The organism is Nocardia suismassiliense (assembly GCF_900269665.1).
Classification (GTDB): domain Bacteria; phylum Actinomycetota; class Actinomycetes; order Mycobacteriales; family Mycobacteriaceae; genus Nocardia; species Nocardia suismassiliense.
In genome coordinates, this window is sequence record NZ_LT985364.1 from 1 (window position 1) to 16,921 (window position 16,921).

The 16,921-nt window shown below is 63.9% G+C and carries 17 protein-coding genes; 5 read left to right on the forward strand and 12 right to left on the reverse strand.

Annotation, left to right across the window (positions count from 1 at the left end; translation table 11 throughout):
* The coding region (locus DBO33_RS41810; RefSeq protein WP_159080826.1) for an amino acid adenylation domain-containing protein at window positions 1-3,488 on the reverse strand (3,488 nt) is incomplete at its 3' end.
* Between the two features lie 265 nt (window positions 3,489-3,753).
* Here DBO33_RS41810 and DBO33_RS41815 point away from each other — a divergent pair.
* Together DBO33_RS41815 and DBO33_RS41820 are read left to right on the forward strand one after the other, a co-directional pair.
* Window positions 3,754-5,004 (forward strand): helix-turn-helix domain-containing protein, encoded by a 1,251-nt coding sequence (locus DBO33_RS41815; RefSeq protein ID WP_107661192.1) that lies wholly within the window; start codon window positions 3,754-3,756, stop codon window positions 5,002-5,004.
* Entirely contained in the window at window positions 5,001-5,894 is an 894-nt protein-coding gene (locus DBO33_RS41820) for an aminoglycoside phosphotransferase family protein (RefSeq protein ID WP_107661193.1), read from the forward strand. Before DBO33_RS41815 ends, DBO33_RS41820 begins: the two co-directional genes overlap by 4 nt.
* Window positions 5,895-6,285: 391 nt before the next feature.
* Here DBO33_RS41820 and DBO33_RS41825 read toward each other — a convergent pair whose 3' ends face one another.
* The 5 genes from DBO33_RS41825 to DBO33_RS43405 all read right to left on the reverse strand — a co-directional run bounded on the left by DBO33_RS41825 (window position 6,286) and on the right by DBO33_RS43405 (window position 9,829).
* Entirely contained in the window at window positions 6,286-7,026 is a 741-nt protein-coding gene (locus tag DBO33_RS41825) for a histidine phosphatase family protein (RefSeq protein WP_107661194.1), read from the reverse strand.
* Window positions 7,027-7,071: 45 nt separating this feature from the next.
* On the reverse strand, window positions 7,072-7,503 hold the full coding sequence (locus tag DBO33_RS41830; RefSeq protein ID WP_107661195.1) for a hypothetical protein: 432 nt from the start codon (window positions 7,501-7,503) through the stop codon (window positions 7,072-7,074).
* A 28-nt stretch (window positions 7,504-7,531) separates the two neighbouring features.
* Window positions 7,532-8,191, reverse strand: coding sequence for a hypothetical protein (locus DBO33_RS41835; RefSeq protein WP_107661196.1), 660 nt, complete (start codon window positions 8,189-8,191; stop codon window positions 7,532-7,534).
* A gap of 430 nt (window positions 8,192-8,621) precedes the next feature.
* On the reverse strand, window positions 8,622-9,449 hold the full coding sequence (locus DBO33_RS41840) for an SAM-dependent methyltransferase (protein WP_325050817.1): 828 nt from the start codon (window positions 9,447-9,449) through the stop codon (window positions 8,622-8,624).
* The gene (locus DBO33_RS43405; protein ID WP_159080828.1) at window positions 9,449-9,829 is read right to left on the reverse strand and encodes a hypothetical protein; all 381 of its coding nucleotides are present in this window, start codon (window positions 9,827-9,829) and stop codon (window positions 9,449-9,451) included. The genes DBO33_RS41840 and DBO33_RS43405 overlap by 1 nt, the downstream gene beginning before the upstream one ends.
* A gap of 109 nt (window positions 9,830-9,938) precedes the next feature.
* On the opposite strand from DBO33_RS43405, the gene DBO33_RS41845 reads away from it, so the two are divergent.
* The gene (locus DBO33_RS41845; RefSeq protein WP_159080829.1) at window positions 9,939-10,193 is read left to right on the forward strand and encodes a hypothetical protein; all 255 of its coding nucleotides are present in this window, start codon (window positions 9,939-9,941) and stop codon (window positions 10,191-10,193) included.
* Between the two features lie 32 nt (window positions 10,194-10,225).
* Here the strand turns inward: DBO33_RS41845 and DBO33_RS41850 are convergent, their stop codons facing one another.
* Window positions 10,226-10,558 (reverse strand): hypothetical protein, encoded by a 333-nt coding sequence (locus tag DBO33_RS41850; RefSeq protein WP_159080830.1) that lies wholly within the window; start codon window positions 10,556-10,558, stop codon window positions 10,226-10,228.
* A gap of 848 nt (window positions 10,559-11,406) precedes the next feature.
* Here DBO33_RS41850 and DBO33_RS41855 point away from each other — a divergent pair.
* Window positions 11,407-12,297 (forward strand): helix-turn-helix domain-containing protein, encoded by an 891-nt coding sequence (locus DBO33_RS41855; RefSeq protein ID WP_107661200.1) that lies wholly within the window; start codon window positions 11,407-11,409, stop codon window positions 12,295-12,297.
* A complete protein-coding gene (locus DBO33_RS41860; protein WP_107661201.1) occupies window positions 12,294-12,506 on the forward strand; it encodes a DUF397 domain-containing protein in 213 nt (70 codons plus the stop codon). The genes DBO33_RS41855 and DBO33_RS41860 overlap by 4 nt, the downstream gene beginning before the upstream one ends.
* 496 nt (window positions 12,507-13,002) lie before the next feature.
* On the opposite strand, the gene DBO33_RS41865 is transcribed toward DBO33_RS41860, so the two are convergent.
* The 5 genes from DBO33_RS41865 to DBO33_RS41885 all read right to left on the reverse strand — a co-directional run bounded on the left by DBO33_RS41865 (window position 13,003) and on the right by DBO33_RS41885 (window position 16,909).
* The gene (locus DBO33_RS41865; RefSeq protein WP_107661202.1) at window positions 13,003-13,320 is read right to left on the reverse strand and encodes a hypothetical protein; all 318 of its coding nucleotides are present in this window, start codon (window positions 13,318-13,320) and stop codon (window positions 13,003-13,005) included.
* 181 nt (window positions 13,321-13,501) lie between these two features.
* The gene (locus tag DBO33_RS41870) at window positions 13,502-14,578 is read right to left on the reverse strand and encodes an ATP-dependent DNA ligase (RefSeq protein ID WP_407670653.1); all 1,077 of its coding nucleotides are present in this window, start codon (window positions 14,576-14,578) and stop codon (window positions 13,502-13,504) included.
* A 94-nt stretch (window positions 14,579-14,672) separates the two neighbouring features.
* Window positions 14,673-15,887, reverse strand: a complete 1,215-nt coding sequence (locus DBO33_RS41875; protein WP_107661203.1) for an MAB_1171c family putative transporter — start codon at window positions 15,885-15,887, stop codon at window positions 14,673-14,675.
* A 2-nt stretch (window positions 15,888-15,889) separates the two neighbouring features.
* On the reverse strand, window positions 15,890-16,438 hold the full coding sequence (locus DBO33_RS41880) for a hypothetical protein (protein WP_159080831.1): 549 nt from the start codon (window positions 16,436-16,438) through the stop codon (window positions 15,890-15,892).
* 3 nt (window positions 16,439-16,441) lie between these two features.
* Window positions 16,442-16,909: a hypothetical protein gene (locus DBO33_RS41885; protein WP_107661205.1), complete on the reverse strand. Its 468-nt coding sequence runs from the start codon at window positions 16,907-16,909 to the stop codon at window positions 16,442-16,444.
* Between the last annotated feature and the right edge of the window lie 12 nt (window positions 16,910-16,921).

A 16,921-nucleotide genomic window follows, 5' to 3' on the forward strand; every position in this document is an offset into this window, starting at 1 on the left:
GTGGCCAGCAGCTGCTCGAGCTGGGCCTGTGCCTGGGTGGTGTTGGCGGCGAGCACCGCGATCCGGGTATCGAAATGACGGCGGCCGGTCGCCGCCGAGAAGCAGATGTCGGCCCACGCGTCGCCGGTGACCGCGAGGTGCTCGGCGTAGCGCTCGATGCCGGCGCGCAACGCTTCAGAGCTGCGCGCCGAGATCGGCAGCAGATGCCGGGCCCGCTCGAGGATCGCCGGGGTGGGCGGTGTGGGTGGTTCTTCGAGTACGAGATGGCAGTTGGTGCCGCCTATTCCCAGGGCGGTGACTCCGGCGCGGCGCGGCTGGTCCCCGTGGGCGGGCCAGGCGCGTAGTGCGGTGTTGACTTCGAACGGGCTGTTCTCCAGTGCGGCGGCGGGGTTCGGGGTGCGAAAGTGCAGGCTCGGTACGAGCCGGCGGTGATAGAGGCTCAGCGCGGTCTTGATCAGGCCAATGACGCCGGCCGCTTCGTCGAGGTGGCCGATATTGGTTTTCACCGACCCGATCGCACACCAGCTCCCCTGCCGGCCGGTGCTGGCACGAAACGCCTGCGTCAGGCCCGCGATCTCGATCGGATCGCCCAATATTGTTGCGGTGCCGTGTGTTTCGACATAGGTGATATCGGCGGCAGTGACGCGAGCATCCTGATGGGCGCGGGCGATCACCTGGGCTTGAGCGTCGATGTTGGGGCCGGTGTAGTCGACCTTGTCGGCGCCGTCGTTGTTGACCGCTGACCCGGTGATCACCGCGTAGACGTGGTCGCCATCGGCCAGTGCGGCGGCAAGTGGCTTGAGCACGACCACACCGAGGCCGTTGCCGAAAACCGTACCCGCGGCCTCGGCGTCGAAGGCGCGGCAGTGCCCGTCCGGGGAGACCATCATTCCTTCACGCCACAGGTAGCCGGTGCGCTGCGGGGTGATGATCGAAACCCCGCCCGCGACAGCGATATCGCAGTCACCGTTCAGCAGTGCCCGCCGGGCCAGGTGGACCGCGACCAGGCTGGTCGAGCACGTCGATTGGACATTGACGCTGGGCCCGCGCAAGCCCAGCTTGTAGGACACACGCATCGGCAGATGGTCACCGGCGTTGCCTTGCTCGACCCGCGCCGCAGTACTGTCGTCGAACTGCCGATGGCTCAGATACGTTCCCGGCGCCTTGGCGGGCAGCACGTTGTTGATCAGATAGGTGCTGGTCGAGGATCCCGCGAAGACACCGACCTCATGGCAAGCGGGATCGACTCCGGCGTTTTCGATTGCCTCCCAGGCGGATTCGAGGAACAACCGCTGCTGAGGGTCGATCATCGCCGCATCGGCGGGACTGTAGCCGAAGAATCCGGCGTCGAATTGGTCGATGCCTTCTATCGCCGCCGCGGCACCGACGAAATCTGGGTCGCTGGTGGGGTCGGGTTCGCACCGATCCAAGGCGGCCAGCGTGATCGGTGCGATCGACTCCACTCCGCGGCACAGGTTCGCCCAGAATTCATCCAAGGTGTCGGCCCCGGGGACGCGGCATGCCATGCCGATGATGGCGACATCGCCGGATCGCTCCGCGTCCCGGCCACCGAGGTCAGCGACAACGCGCTGTTCGGACGGCTCCTCGCCGTGGTCGAGAAAGTGTGCCAGGGTCGCGATGGTCGGGTAGCGGAACAGCGTCTCGGCGGCCAACTCCCGTCCGAAGGCGGCACCGATGCGCTGGTGGGCGGTGACCAGCATCACCGAATCCGCGCCCAGCTCGGCGAAGCCGGTATGCAGGTCGACGCGCGCCACCTCCAGCAGCTCACACCAGATCTCGCACAGCCGCGCCTGCGCCGGCTCCCCCGCCGCGTCACGATCGTGGGCACTCGCAGCGGGTTCGGTCGCGGCAAGGGCGCTGCGGTCCAGCTTGCCGCTCGGTGTCATCGGCAGCGTGTCGACGAAGCTCACCTTCGCGGGGACCATGTGCTGCGGCAGGCGGGCCGCCACGGCGGCGTGCAACTGGTGCGGAAGTTCCTCGGTGTGGTGTCCGGCCGTCGCGACGACGAACGCATGTAACCGGGTGCCACCATGGGTGCTTGGTTCGGCGATCACGGCGCATTCGGCCACCGCCGCGTGCTCGGCGAGGACCGCTTCGATCTCGCCGGGTTCGACTCGGACGCCGCGGATCTTGACCTGGGCGTCGGCGCGGCCGAGGCATTCGATGGTGCCATCAGCTCGCCGCCGGCCGAGGTCACCGAGACGGTACAACCGTGAACCGCAGGTCGGGAACAGGTTCGCGACGAACCGGGCGGCGGTCAATCCGGGGCGGCCGTGATAGCAGCGCGCCAGGCTCTCGCCCTCGGCGTAGATCTCCCCCACGACGCCCTCGGCCACCGGCCGCAGCCAGGAATCGAGGATGTAGAGGTTCATGTTCGACACGTTCGCGAGCCCGATCGGCACGACGGCAGGCCAGCCGCCCGGATCCCCGGAAAGGGTATGTGTCGCAACATCTATACATTCGGTGGAGCCGTAGTGGTTGCGAATCACGCATCCGGTGCGGCGCGCGAACTCCCGCACCGCCGGGGTAGCTCGCAGCACCTCTCCACCGACGATCACCTCCCGCAACCGCCCCGGCACGGCTGCGGTCAGTGCTGCTTGCGCGACCTGCTGCAAGGTGACGAACGGCATGTACCACTTGTGCACGTCGTGCTCGCGTGCGAACTCCAGCAATGCCATCGGATTGATGCGGGTCGCTTCGGGGACCTGGACCAGCGTCGCGCCGGTACTCAGCCCGGCGATGATCTCGTGGAACGCGACGTCGAAACTGATCGGTGAGAACAACAATGTCCGAGTGCCGGGCTCGGCAAGCCACGTATCGCCGTGCCAGGCAACAATATTGGCCAACGCCGCATGCTCGACCACGACCGCTTTGGGCCGGCCGGTCGAGCCGGAGGTGTAGATGCAGTAGGCGGCGCTCTCGCCCGGCAGGTCCCCGTCGAGATCGCTATCGGCGAACCGCCCCACCGATTCCGCGATAGCGTCGAGCCGGATCGCGGTGCGCCGGGTCGACAACTGGTCGGCCACCTCGACGGCACCCCCGGTGAGCACAGCGCGTGCACCGGAGTCCGAGAGCATGAATTCCAGCCGGTCGGCCGGATAGGCCGGATCCAGCGGAACCACGGTGGCCCCGGTTTTGAGGATCGCCAGCACTGACACGATCAGCTCGATCGAGCGGTCCAGACACAGACCGACCAGCTCGCCTGGGGTGATTCCGATCGAGATGAGGTGCCGGGCAAGCTGATTGGCGCGCCGATTCAGCTGGGCGTAGGTCACCTGCTCGCCGATGAATTCCACCGCGACCGTGTCCGGATTCGCCGCGACGCTGGCCTCTACCAGCCGATGCACGCACACGCGCCGCCACGGGCTGAGCCGGGTGCTCGCGTCGGCGGCCGCACAGTGTCCCGGCGCCGGATCCACCTGTGGCTCCGGATCGGGGTCGATCGTGGAATCGGTCGTGTTCGTCATCTGTGCCCTCCTCGTCGGCGAGGGCACCCACCCCGAGGGCGGTGCAAGCGGTCTCGGGGTGTATCCGAGAAGGGGGTGCAGCCCCACATCTCCTCCGAGTCGCCCGCTCGTCGCATTCAGCCGGCGGGGGAGGCGGCTTCACGGGCTCGGTTGCGGGTGCCGAACTCAGAATCGGTGCGAATCCGCTGGAAAGGCAGGTAAGAACTGGCAGTTCGGTCCTAGAGTTCTGGTAATCGACACGCCGATATGCAGGGGTGGGGATCCGATGATCAGGTGGACCGGGATCGAAGTAGCCGCGCTGCGCGCCGTGCACGGGCTCTCGCAAGTCGAGTTCGCCGCCAAAGCCGGGATCGCCGATCGTACGGTGGGTTACTGGGAGCAAGGCAAGGCGGCTGCTGTCCTGAGCCCTCGCTTCGCCGACATGATGGAGACGTTGCTCGACTGGCTCGATGAGGAACCGCGGCAACGGTTCTATCGAGCCATCGGGTTCCGCAGTGACGGCAAACCGATGCCACTCGACCAGGACACGGTGAACTGCGCCGCCGACTCGGTCGCCTTCGCCGAGTGGGTCGCCAACGACGATCCCGGCCTCATCGTCACCAACCTGGCCGACCAACTCGCCAGTATCGCCCAACGCTTCGTGTACTCCGCGCCCCAACCACTGCTGCAGGAACTGGCCACATTGCGCGACCGGGTCAAAAAGGCTCTGTGCACCCAGCCGTCCCTGTACAGAAAACGCGAGCTGCTCTTCCTCGCCGGCGTCTCGATCGAACTGCTGGCCCAGGTCACCGACAATCTCGGCGACGCCACCTCGGCCCTGGAACACGCCATGGCCGCCGAACTGCTTGCCCGCAAGGCCGGACACGACGGGCTACGCTCCTGGTCGGCAGGCACCCGAGCACTCATCGCCGAATGGAACAACAACCCCTGCGCTGCAATGCAATTCGCGCGCGAAGCCTCCACCTGGGCGCCACCCGGCCAACACCAGGTCCGCTTGGCCGCGCTCGAAGCACGCTGCTGCGCACGCCTTGGCCGCACCTTCGAAGCCCGGGCCGCCATCAACCGCGCCGAACGAGCGGCCGACAACGCCGACACCACCGACGAACTCGCCGCATTCGGCGGCAGCATGCGCTTTCCCGCCACCAAACTGGCCTACTACATCGGCAGCACCTACCGGCTCATCCAGGACTATCCCAAAGCCGAACAATGGGCGCTCGACGCGATCACCGGCTACACCAGCGGACCCGAGGAATCGCGCTCCTACGGCGACGAAGCCATCGCACGCACCGACGTCGCCATCGCTCGGATCCTCACCGGCGCCGTCGACGGAGCCTGCGAAATCCTGGTGCCGGTCTTCACGCTGCAACCCGATCAGCGCATCTACCCCATCGTCGATGGTATGAACGCTGTTGAGGGCGCGCTGCGCATTACACGCGATGTCAACACCTCGATAGCCCGAAACCTCAGCCAGGAGATCGCCATGTTCACCGCCAACGAACTACCAGCGCTCCGATGAGCACACCAACCGGCACCAGCCACGCCCTCCACACCGCATGCCGCCAGGTAGATCTCGATTCCCGCGACGCGCAGCTACTCCACGAACGCTCCAACACCGTCTACCTGCTACCGCACGCGAACGTCATCGCCCGGATCAGCCACAACGAACACCACGGCCTCCAAGCACGTGCATCAGTCGCCATCACGAAATGGCTCGCCGAGCAAAACATTCCCGTCACCGAACCGGTCATCGACCACGCCGTCGACATCGACCACGACACAGTGACCTTTTGGCAGTACTACCCACAACACGGACGCGGCGAACCGCCCTCACACGAACTCGCCACGATCCTTCGCCAGCTCCATGCCCTGCCCGGCCCATTTCCGTTCGAGCTCCCGACCTACCTCCCGCTGGCCGGGCTCACGCAAGCACTGGCCGACCCGCACGCCAGCAGCGCACTCGATTCCGGTGACCGGCAATGGCTCACCGACCAAGCCTGCGAACTCGTCGACAGCTACCACAACCTCGACTCACACCTCGGCCGCGGCCTAGTGCACGGCGACGCCTACAGCGGTAACACCCTCTGGGGCCCCGACCGCGTCCTTCTCGGCGATTGGGACGAAATCAGCATCGCGCCAAGAGAACTCGACCTAATACACACATTCCAAAGCACACGATTTGGCCTCACCGACACCGAACTCACCGACTTCAGCACCGCCTACGGCTGGGACATCCGCGACTGGAACGGCTACACCACTCTGCTGGCCATGCGCGACCTGCACACCCTGATCAGCTACATCCGACGAGCAAGCAACCACGACCAACTCGCCCAACACGAACTCGACCGCCGAATCCGCAGCCTGCGCAACCCGAATTTTGCCGACACCCAATGGCGCGCGATCAGCTGATCGCGCAACGTTGGCTGCCCCAAGGCAACCCGCTAGCGCAACCCGCGCAATGAGGCGCAAACCGCACCGTCCGCAGGCGACGGACACGGGGCTTCCCCCTACTCAGCAAACGTCACATGACGCCTCTACGAGACCGGTCGGCCAATTGGTTTCAGTTCTCACCGTCACCAACGTCTCTATCCGGCAATCGAATCAGCGCAGCCAACACCCGAGCATATTGTTGCGGTGAACCACTCACCGCAACCTCATCGGACGCCCGTATGCCCCGACGATGAATGGGTGCCGCGCCCCCCGACTGGCGCGGTCCCCCCAACGGCCGCCGTCCCCCCGGCGGGAGCGACCCCCGCCGATGGATGTCCGCCCGGGGGCCGTGTAGCTATGGGCTAATCCCCTACCCTGCTGTCGGCGGGTCGAACTGAGGGAATGCAGTCCAAGGCTCCGCGCGAGGGTCGTTCACGGCTTCGATGTGGCGGGCGTCGTTGTGCCGAACGAGTGCCCACCGCGACCACGGCGACACCAGCGGACGCTGCTCCCATTCGGTGATCGCGGTATTGGCGACGTCGAGGGTGACATGTGCCAGGGTTGGTGGGGCCTGGCTGAAGTGCTGGGCCATCGCTATGACCGCTTCGCGATGGGTGACGAGAACCAGCGTTTGGCCGCGATGCTGTTCGGTGAGCTGGTCGATGTGGAGACCGACGCGACGCACCCACGTGGTCCATGACTCGGCGCCGAGGGCAAGAGGCACGTCCGGCGTCAGGGCCAACGGTGGGTTGTGCCGACCCAAAACGATGCGCCACGGTTGATTCACCGCACCCCCGTAGTCTGGAGCAGGCAAGTTCGACTCAACTCCGATGCCCAATGCCCACGCGATATGTGTCGCAGTTTGTGCTGCACGCTTGATCGGCGACGAGAACACCGCAGCGATGTCATCATGCTCGGCGGCCAGCCGCTGCGCGACCGCCCGTGCTTGAAGGTGCCCCAGCTCGGTTAGCCCACGGCATTCATCGACACCCGCGACAACGTCTTCGTCGTTGCACCATGCCCGCCCGTGCCGGATGACCAGCAACCGTGTCCGCAGCCGGGCGGCTCGATCGCGGCGGGCTGCTGGCTTAGTCACGGCGGCGTAGGTCATATCGTGTCCCCTGTCTGTGATGAAAACGGTTGTGAATCAGTGGTTTCAGAGCAGTTCGGCAAGCTTGTTACGTTGAGATTCGAACGCGTCGGCCACGGCCTGCCATGCCGTGGATACGGCCTGCAGCTGTGGGTCGGTCTCGGGACCGTGCGCCTTCGAGCTGTCGTCGACGTCCGCCTCGGCGAGTCGGCACTGGCCCTGGAGGAGGGCGTTGACCACGGGAGGCATCGCGGTGCCGACTCGGTCGAGCGGGTAGCCGTGGCTTCTGGTCCAGGCATCGACCTCGGCGACGGGCCGCGCGCAGTCGACTGTGGGGTCGGTGGCGCGACCATCACGGTCGCGATAGATCTGGGCGATCGCGGCCGCGGCCAACAGCACCGGGTGGTCCTCGCTGTCGTCGGCGCCGGCCCACACCACCGATTTCAAGCGCTGCCAGTCCGGTAGGACCGGGTGCCGCTCGTGGGCCGATGGTTGCATTCGAGGTGTGTGCATGGTCTGGTCTCTTTCATCTCGACGCGGTCATGATCTGTGCGGGCTCGCGGCCAGAGGGGCGAGTCATCGCTGTGGAGCGGCCTTTCGAGGCGATGGCGCGTATGCCGCGCACCACGGCAAGGTTTTGGTCGGGCGAAAGGGATACCGCTGCGGCCCACACCTGAGCTGTGACGATGTCGGCTCTGAGGTGGCTGAGCCAGGTATCGATCGTCTGCTGTCCATCGAGAGTGTCGTTCTGCCACGATGTCGGCCCCCGCTCGGAAGCATGGATGTAACCGGCAGAGCAGAATTTGCGTCCACGTGCGTCGAAAATGGTTGCTGCGCAGAGCAAATCGGCGAGGGGTCGCACTCGCAGCCGGTCTGTGTTGACTTCGCGCAGCAGATCGTCGGGAATGGATTTGGCGTCGTGTAGCAACTCCCCCATTGCGCAGAAGGCCAGGCCGAATCCCCAGGCACGGCTGCGGATTCGGGCGCTCAGCTGTGCGGTCATCTCCCAAATCGCTGACCGCTCGGTGTCTCCGGTGAAGTCGGCAGGGGTGTGAGCGATGTGAAGCGCGGATTCCTGATCACGGCCGAAACACCAGAGGTGAACAGTCTTCGATGCCGGTCGCTCGTGGGAAAAGCTTGCCCGGCGGACGGCCATCATCTCCGCCAACTGGGCGTCGATCTCCAAGGGGTCCGGGTAAGGGATCGGAGCTACGGATATGGCAGACGCTGCACGTGGAGGCTGCGTCACGACCGCGCCTCCTCATCAGCTCCGGACGGTGCCGACAGGTTGCCGCTGCGGTCGTTGGCCCAGTCGTCGTAGGAGGGCAGACCTCCCGGGCCGATCCCGCAGTCCAGCGGAAACGACCGCTCGATCACACGGCGCACTGCCCCTGCCAGCGCCGGGCCGACGCGAAGAGTTAGGAGGAAAACTGTTGCGCTCGTAAGCATCACGGCGGCCGGTAAGGATCGGCCACGGTGTCGGCGCACTGGGTCAGCGATCGTTGGTTGAGACATGTGGGCTTCCCTACTGTGCTGGTCGAATTTGCGGAGGGGTCGTCCGTGATGTGGTGCTGCGCCGAGTCGCGAGCGGCGAGCGGACAGAATGGCGATCGTGTTCATCGGATTTGTCCGACGGCGGCGTAGCAGCAGATTTCGGTGGCCATTGGCACCGCCCATAAGGCCAGACCTGGCAGGTGGTCAATGTCGGGTCGCCACCGATGTGGTGCGACCAAGCCTGGATCAACCAGCCTGGCTCCGGCGAGGATTGAGGTGACCTCTGCGCGGCTGCGCGGCCGGAACCTGATGCCGGCGTTATGAAAGATGTCCGCTGCACGGTGGACCACCGCCGGTTCGATGTCGGCGGTGATGTGACTCAGTGCTAGATACGAACCTGCCGCCGTTTCCGCAGACAAGGCGTCGATGATGCCGCGTGGGTCGTCGACGAATTCCGCGACGAAGCTCAAGCACAGCAAGACGGGCACATCGACCGCCATTCGCTTCCTGAACTCACCGAGGACGGCATCGACGTCGGTGATGTCGGCCTGCACGAAACTTGAGTGCACGAAATCTGCCAGCAGCGCCCGCCCGTGCGCGGCCACGATCGGGTCGTTGTCCAGATACAGGGTTCGGACACCCTCGGCTGCCGCCTCTGCGACCTCGTGCGGGTTCGGCGAGCATGGATAGCCGCTTCCGAGCTCCACGATCTGGCGCACACCACACTCGGCGACCACGTGATGGATCGCGCGCAACAGGAATCCGCGGGATGCACGTGCCGCGGTCTGGATGGCACGTGCATTGGCGAGCAACAGCTCACCTACGTCGGCATCGTGCGGGTAGGTGTCTTTACCGGTACCGATCAGGTGGTCGTGGATCCGTCCGCTTTGCGGCCGAGACTGGCTGGCCTGCAGGCTCGGACCAGATGATTCGGCCATGTCCTCGCCCATCACGTCGCGGGCTTGAACCAAGGACGGTCGGCTACGACACCGCAGTCTGCGACCGCGTCCAGCACCTCCGTGCCGCAAGGCCGATACGCATCCATCGGCATCCGCAGCCAGCGACGGAACCCGTCGTGCCGTCTGGTCGGGGCAGGCAAGGCGATCTGAGTGCCAGTGCGGGTCACCGAGATCTGAGCGCGGAACAGCTGCGCGTAGATCACCGGGTCGTCCGGGATATCCGGATTGACCAGGAACGTCCATCGGAAGGCGTGACGATGAGACAGGATCGGGCCTATCCGGAGGCCTCGTTCGACCATTTGGGCTTTCACGCGCACAGCGAGTTCGCCGGGCATCGCGATCGCACCGAGCGAGCTGCTCGCGACAGCCATGATGCCTTGCAGCTGCGGTTGCGGAAACGCCCTGAGCCCGCAGGTCTCTCGGTAGTAGGCACACCTGGACTCAAGATCATCGACCGGGATTTTCGGCACCAACGTGGTGATGTCGAGACCAGACTCGATGCGGCGGGCCTGGCGAGCCCGGCACGATCTGGCTCGCAGGTCCGGTCTCGGTGGAAACGAAACCACGCCCGATGGGACTACCAGCGCCTCCGGCGCGGACGCCGGCATCCTGATCGGCTTGCGCACGGACGCCGACGTGACTGCACTGCTCTCAGCAGCACTGGCCACCGCGCTCGATAGCTCCTGCTGGCTGCAGGCGGACTCACCCATGGGTGTCTCATCTCCGATGTATTGAGGGAACAGCAGATTCAGAAGTGGGCGGCTTGGTCAGAGCTCCGGTGATCGCCTCGCACTGCGGTACGCACTGATCGCCTCGATCACCGTCTTGGCCGACGGCCGGTGGCGAGTCGTGGGCACGCCGTTGAGCCACCGGGGTTGGGCCGCACCAGGCGCGGGCAACTGAACTTCCGTGCCCGGTAGCAGGATTCGCGCATCGAGGGCGCACAGCATCGCGAAGACCGCGTAGTCCGAGAGGAATTCGTCCGCCCCAGCGCCGGTGAGCAGCGTCCACTGGGTTCGTCGGCCCTCGCCCTGGTTGACAAGAACGGGACTGCGACCTACACGCCCGACGACAACTTCTCCAAGACGCGGAGACACCATGACCGCGCCGAACGCACCGACCCGCGCAAATATTTGAGCGCTTCCTTGGCGGACGAAGGATTCCAAGCCGCATAGGTGCCGGTAGTCGTCGCTCCGGGCGATCGCGGAATCCATTCGCCGCGAGATCGACTCCGCAGACCGAGCAAGACTGACCACCGCGCACCGACCAACGTCGCCTCGATGACCTCGCGCATCGTCGGCAGGAACGACCCGTGCGGCTCGACAAGCCAATGCCAACAGCCATCAGGCTCGTCAACAGGCGAGGGCAACGGGATGCATGCCGCAGCAGAACTCACATTCAGGTGTAGCAACGCCCGTGCCATCACCGACTCAAGGCCGTCTGGCGGTCCGGTCAGAATCGTCGTGCGACTTGATCGCCGGTTCTCAACGATCGGCCCCAACCGGCCGTGAGCAATGTGCCGACGAACCGCTCCCAGACGGCTCGACGACATCGTGACGCCACTGATAGTGCCCGAGTGCAGGAAGAGTCGACCTGACTCGGGCCTGAACGCCACAGAACAACCGAGTGTTGCGGAGTACTGCCTACGGCGACGATCTACCTCGTCGGCGCGCACCTCTTCGCATGTCGTATGGCCGGCGCGGACGCCGAACTGAAAGCTCTCACCTGGCATTTCGCACCCCGTCGGTCACCCGACCGGCCCATGTCTTTGCGGGCCGGAGCTGTGATCTTAGTCAAACATGCCACTGTCCAAACTGCAACATGTCAGATGTAAACTTGTCACTTAGACACATGCCATCATGATCATCGTTCATGTCAGAATGAGCGATGGGTACATGTCAAAATGACTGGTAGTCTCTGAGCTGAGACCCATGGGAGGGCACCGAAGATGGCCGAAAGCGTCGAGAACAACGACTCCACCGTCGCGAGGCGACAGCTTGGGCGCCACCTTCGCAAGCTTCGAGAAGACGCGGGCATGACAAGGGAACAGTCGGCGCCGGAGCTTGAGATATCCGTCTCCACGCTGATCCGGATCGAGACCGGCAAGACAGGGCTGAAGACGAGCGACGTCGACACCATGTGTCGCCTGTACAAACAGCCGGAGATGGCAGATGCGCTTAAGGCGTACGCTCGGGCAGCAAAGACGAAATCCTGGTATCGCCAATACAAAGATGTCATTCCCGAGTGGTTTGACGTCTACATCGGACTTGAGCAGATTGCCGCCAAGTTTCGCTGGCACGAGGGCATTTTGGTGCCCGGCATACTGCAAACCAAGGACTATGCCGCGACCGTCATCCGCGCACACAACCCCGACGTGTCAGACGACGAAATCGACCGCCGGGTGCAATTGCGCTTGCAGCGACAGGCCGTTCTGACACGTCCCGTAAGTCCACCGGAGTGGCACATCGTGCTCAACGAGGCGGTGTTGCGGCGTCAAATCGGCGGCCCTCTGGTCATGCATGAACAACTCGACCGGTTGCTCGAAGTCACCGCGCTGCCAAATGTCACTCTCGGGATAATTCCACTGGACGCTGACGTCGATTATGGAGTTCTATCCGGACCATTTCTGATTCTTGACTTTCCAACCAACGGGAACGGGCAGTCGACAGAACCCACAACCGTGTACGTCGAAGGGTTCATCGGCGCGCTGTACACCGATGACGAAGAAGAGGTCAACCGGTACCGCACTGCTTTTACCGGCATCAGTAGTGCGGCGCTAAGTCCCGGTGACTCCAAAGCCTCAATTGCGAAAGTAGCTAAGGAGATGAAGAGGAAATGACCGATGATCCTGGAATCCCAAATGATTGGCGGACATCCAGTAAGAGCAACGGGCAGGGTAACTGCGTTGAAGTAGGCTTCCTTGATAATGGAAATGTTGTCGTTCGTGATACGAAGGACCTTGGCATCGGTCCGACTCTGACCTTCACCCCAGCCGAGTGGGATGCCTTCCTCGATGGGGCACTCCAAGGCGAGTTCAACAGGCCCTGAAAGCGGCGCGACACTCCATCAACGTCCCAGCGAACCCGGCCCGGTTCGCTGGGACGTTCGTCTTCCCGCACTCTCAACTCAACCATCGAGAATACACATTACTCGCTGCGACGTTCACCAATTGGCAGTCGGTCTCTATGAGCACGCCACGCCTTACGGTGTCCATTTCAGCTTCAACTGATCATCCTTCGGACGACTCCCGTTCAGTAAGCAATTGCCTCTGAGCCACGCTTGCGACGCTGCCCGACGGAGGGACGGCATTAGTTGAGGGCACAGAGGGTTGAAACCGCATCGCGGTAGTAACAGTCTGAGTGACTGTGAACATTGGGGGTTCCGGCGGGCCGCTACCCCGCCACCAGGGACCGTGAGTGGCGGATAAGCGGTATTCCAAGCGTGCGGGATTCCAAGCGTGCAATCCTCGCAGCTCTTGGGATGTGCTGTGCCCCGTTCACGGGCCACACTACGATCAGGTGGAATCGAGTCGCGCGGCCATGGCTCATGAAAGCCCAAGTCGGTCCCTCAGCTCCGGGCCGTGATACACCAGATCTGTGTTGCCCGGCAGCGATTTGAAGTCGGTCGCGACAAGTCGGCGCCCGATGGCCTTCTCGAAACAACGGAAGCAGACCCAACCGGAGAGTCCTGAGCTCGCCCACAAATCATCGTGGACCATGTAGACATCCGCGTCGGTGCTCGAGCATTTGTCGCAGGGCGTGTACATCCGCGCGGGCGGCGCTGAAACGATTGCACTTGACCAGGGAACGGCCACGTCGGTCGCGGTCTTGGCCGAGCCACCGGGCTGGATACGGAAGTTCATCGAGAAGGATCTCCGGTCATGGGGAAATTCTCGACCAATACCCGCCGGAGGTCAATGATCCTGTTGAGAGCCGACTAGGCGGGCGGCGGAGTTGCATCAGATTCGTCATTGTTGCGTTGGAAGTGCCGCGCAGCGTTCGAACCGATGGGCAGTCTTGAATCGGCGCAGTTCAACGCGGGCGCTACCAGTCGGGTTCCGGCACTTTGACCTGGCTTGGCTCGATATCGGTTCGGATCCCTCGGAAACTCGGGTGGCGAAGGATGCCCGACGCTGTTACCTCGCGGTACTCGATGCTGGCGACGAGCACGGGGTGCACCCAGGTCGCCGTAATGAGTTCGCGAGGAACAGTCGGCCCAAGCGGGCTGCCTGGTTGAGTGATCTGGTCGAGGGCGGATCGGATTTCGCGGCGGGCGGCGTTGGTGAATCCAGTTCCAACGCAACCGATCCATCTCATGGTTCGCTGCTCCGTGTAGGCGCCGAGTATCAGTGAGCCGAAGGTCGTGGCGTGAGGACCTCGGCCGGCGAGGTGGCCGATAACGATTCCCTCGGTCTGGAGGCGCACGACCGTCTTAATCCAGGAGCGGGAGCGGCCGGGCGTGTAGCTGGAGCTGAGACGTTTGCTGAGCAGCCCTTCCCCTCCTTTCTCCTCGATGGCGGCCAGCAGCTGTTCGGGATCGACGTCGTCGGATGTCCAGAACGGAGGGATTTGGAGCCGCGGGCTTTCCAGTCCGAGGTTGCCGAGGAGCTGTCGGCGTTCGACATAGGTGCGCCCCGTGACTGGCATGCCGTCGATTTCGGTTACGTCGAAGATGATGTAGGTGACGGGGAGCTCTTGCTGGAGCTGCGCCGAGGGGCGCGGCCTGTGCAGTCGGCGCGCCAACGCGGCAAAATCCGGGATGCCGGTAGCGGGACTGAGGACGACCAGCTCACCGTCGACAACGAATTCGTGGCCGCTGCGGGCGGCGGCGCTCAACAGCCCGTCGATCACCTCGGGAAATGAAGTGGACATGTTTCGACCGCTTCTGGAATACAGGCGGCAACCTTTGGTCGTGCAGCGTGCGGCGCATCTCGCGCCATCCCATTTGACCTCGTAAGCCCAGCCATCGGTAGGCGGTCTCCCGGGGACCGCCAGCATCGGTTCTGGGACCGCGCCCACCCATGCAGCGTACTCGCAGCAACTTCCGACCGTATGGTTCCAATAGGTCGGGTTCGACGACGTCGACCGTCCCCGCCGCCGGGGCAGTGACGCGTGCATCATGGTGGTTGTCAGCGTGTGCGTCGACCTCGCCAGCCTGGGGCGTCCGGGCGGTCATATTTCTTCGGCGGCATACCAGCGACTGTTGCTGTACCCCTCAGTCCTTCGCCGTTGGTAGATCATCGCCAGCTCCCTTGAGGACCGCCGGCACCAAGGGCGAGGTCCGGAAGGCCATCGCGACTGCGACGAGCCAGCGGAGCTCGTCGGTGAACGCGAGTTGTTCGGGTTGGTGGAAGACCTCACCGCAGTCGATGCCTTCCGCGTCGTGGCGGTAGGCGCTCAGGGCAGCGGCGATCCGGGCGGCTTCGATCGCGGCGGGGCGTTTGTCGCTCGGGATGCGCAGTTCGGTTGCGAGGCGTTCAGCGCGTGCGGTGGTTGTCGGGCGAAGGTGATGTTGGAGCAGCAGCAGCGCATCGCGGATTTCGATGACACGCCGATATACCCGTGCGCGGCTGGCTCGACGCGCGGGCGGCGCCGTGCGAGCAAGATCTGGGATCGTTTGGGTCAGGGCCGACCACATCGGACGTAAACGATATAGGGCCCAACGGCTTTCGACTCCGCTGGCGGCCTGCGGTATCACCGAGGGGCATAGGTATCCGATCAGCATGATCGCCGCACCGAGGCTGGCGAACGCCGGCGCGATGGTGACGTTGAGGGTTTGTGTCGAGATTCCTGCCCACGCCCCAATCAGGGCGATCGTCTTTCCGATGCTGTAACCGATTGCGATGGTCGCCCCCGCCGACAGCAAGGCAAGGCCGCGGCGCAACCAGATCTGCTCTCGCACTTGCGGAATCCACTGGCGGCACAGCACCACCAGCCGCACTAGCCCGAAGGTGTAGGCGCAGAAGTAGACACCCAGGAAAGCGGCAACGATGCCGATGGTCCCGTAGTGGTGATCGAAATCCGTCGCGCGTGGTTGATCATGTACCGGTGAGAGGAAGAACAGGAGCACCATCGCTGCGACGACCGCGATGTTCGCCGCAGCTACCCTGCGTGGACTGAACACCGAAGTGTCCGAGGCTGATTCATGCGGTGCCACCAGGACAGTGGTCCACACGAAAGTGCCCATTACGGCGGTGGTGATGGCGGTGTAGACGATGAGGCTGGCGAGGTTGGGGATTCCGCTTGTTCTGCCGATCCACAGATAGATGTGGGGAACGGCGGCTTCGAAGCCGATTGCCGAGCATGCGATCGCGATCGCGAGAGCCCATCGTGCTGGAGAGTTCGGATTTCGTATGGCGATGATCAGCCGCCAGATGAATCCGACGATAGCCAACGCGCCGATGCTGCCATAGGTGATCGCGAACTGCACTGCTACCAGTCCCCTGTTCCCAGTGCGGCTAGCAGGCTTTGGATTTCGGCCTCGGTTGTCATGACCCATTCTTCGTGGCTAGCGGAGATGATGTGGTGCGACATGAGCAGATCGGCAATGTTTTCAGCTTCGATTTCTTCCTCGGTCAACGAGCAGCTGCGCTTGAGTATTCGTTGGACGACCGAGGGGTCGATGTTTGGTGCGATCAATCGCAGAGCGTCTGCTCCGGTGACGACGTGGGGTTGGTGTCCGGCGATCAAATGACCGAACTCATGGCAGACGATGTGATCCTGATGAATTTTGCTGGTGAGACTCTGGTAGGCGATGAAGTCGATCTCGCGGGTAACCAGTAGCCCGCCTGAGAGTCCGGCAACAGGAAATGCCGCCGACCGCAGCCGCAATGGCCGCCCACGCTTGCTGGCGAGCGCTTCGGCGAGTTGATTGACCGAGAAGCGGTTCGGCAGCCCTAGTGCGTTCAGCGTGCCGCGCAGCGTCCGGTGATTCATGAGTGGCCGCCCATCCAAGGGGCTGGTCCAGACTGCGATCCGCATGGCTCAGATCTGATCATCGGCATGGGGACGCTGCTCGGCTTCGATACGGCTTAACACGTCGTGCATCGCTGCGACGACTTCCGGCCGCACGCCCTCCCCGTGAGCCAAACGGTCGCGCAGCACCAGCTCCAGCACGGCGGTGTCGTCGGCGGTCCTCAGCCTGTGCACCAGCGCCAGTTCGGTGGCAATCCCCTCGGCGAGGACAGGGTCGGTCAGCGGATCCAGGCTTTTCAAGCCGAAGTACTTTCGCAGAGTCTCGAGCGTCTCCAGGGTCGGATTCGTTGTCTGGCCGGTTCGCAGTTTCCACACAGCGTTACCTGACAGGGTCGCGCCAGTGGCGTTGTTGATCTCCTTTGCCAGCGGCCGGTTGGGGAATTCCTCCCATTGCCCGTCGCGCAGCGTGGGCGGATGCATGGCGTTGATGAGCGTGTTGATCGCACGGGTCACCGGATGTCGCTGCGGCTCATCCATTCCAACCATCCC

What these genes read in the sequence shown, in the direction of transcription:
- DBO33_RS41815 (WP_107661192.1), top strand. Translation starts at nt 3,754, where the DNA reads ATGATCAGGTGGACCGGGATCGAAGTAGCCGCGCTGCGCGCCGTGCAC.
- DBO33_RS41820 (WP_107661193.1), top strand. Translation starts at nt 5,001, where the DNA reads ATGAGCACACCAACCGGCACCAGCCACGCCCTCCACACCGCATGCCGC.
- DBO33_RS41825 (WP_107661194.1), bottom strand. Translation starts at nt 7,026, where the DNA reads ATGACCTACGCCGCCGTGACTAAGCCAGCAGCCCGCCGCGATCGAGCC.
- DBO33_RS41830 (WP_107661195.1), bottom strand. Translation starts at nt 7,503, where the DNA reads ATGCAACCATCGGCCCACGAGCGGCACCCGGTCCTACCGGACTGGCAG.
- DBO33_RS41840 (WP_325050817.1), bottom strand. Translation starts at nt 9,449, where the DNA reads ATGGGCGAGGACATGGCCGAATCATCTGGTCCGAGCCTGCAGGCCAGC.
- DBO33_RS43405 (WP_159080828.1), bottom strand. Translation starts at nt 9,829, where the DNA reads ATGGCTGTCGCGAGCAGCTCGCTCGGTGCGATCGCGATGCCCGGCGAA.
- DBO33_RS41845 (WP_159080829.1), top strand. Translation starts at nt 9,939, where the DNA reads ATGTCGAGACCAGACTCGATGCGGCGGGCCTGGCGAGCCCGGCACGAT.
- DBO33_RS41850 (WP_159080830.1), bottom strand. Translation starts at nt 10,558, where the DNA reads ATGGTGTCTCCGCGTCTTGGAGAAGTTGTCGTCGGGCGTGTAGGTCGC.
- DBO33_RS41855 (WP_107661200.1), top strand. Translation starts at nt 11,407, where the DNA reads ATGGCCGAAAGCGTCGAGAACAACGACTCCACCGTCGCGAGGCGACAG.
- DBO33_RS41860 (WP_107661201.1), top strand. Translation starts at nt 12,294, where the DNA reads ATGACCGATGATCCTGGAATCCCAAATGATTGGCGGACATCCAGTAAG.
- DBO33_RS41865 (WP_107661202.1), bottom strand. Translation starts at nt 13,320, where the DNA reads ATGAACTTCCGTATCCAGCCCGGTGGCTCGGCCAAGACCGCGACCGAC.
- DBO33_RS41870 (WP_407670653.1), bottom strand. Translation starts at nt 14,578, where the DNA reads ATGATGCACGCGTCACTGCCCCGGCGGCGGGGACGGTCGACGTCGTCG.
- DBO33_RS41880 (WP_159080831.1), bottom strand. Translation starts at nt 16,438, where the DNA reads ATGCGGATCGCAGTCTGGACCAGCCCCTTGGATGGGCGGCCACTCATG.
- DBO33_RS41885 (WP_107661205.1), bottom strand. Translation starts at nt 16,909, where the DNA reads ATGGATGAGCCGCAGCGACATCCGGTGACCCGTGCGATCAACACGCTC.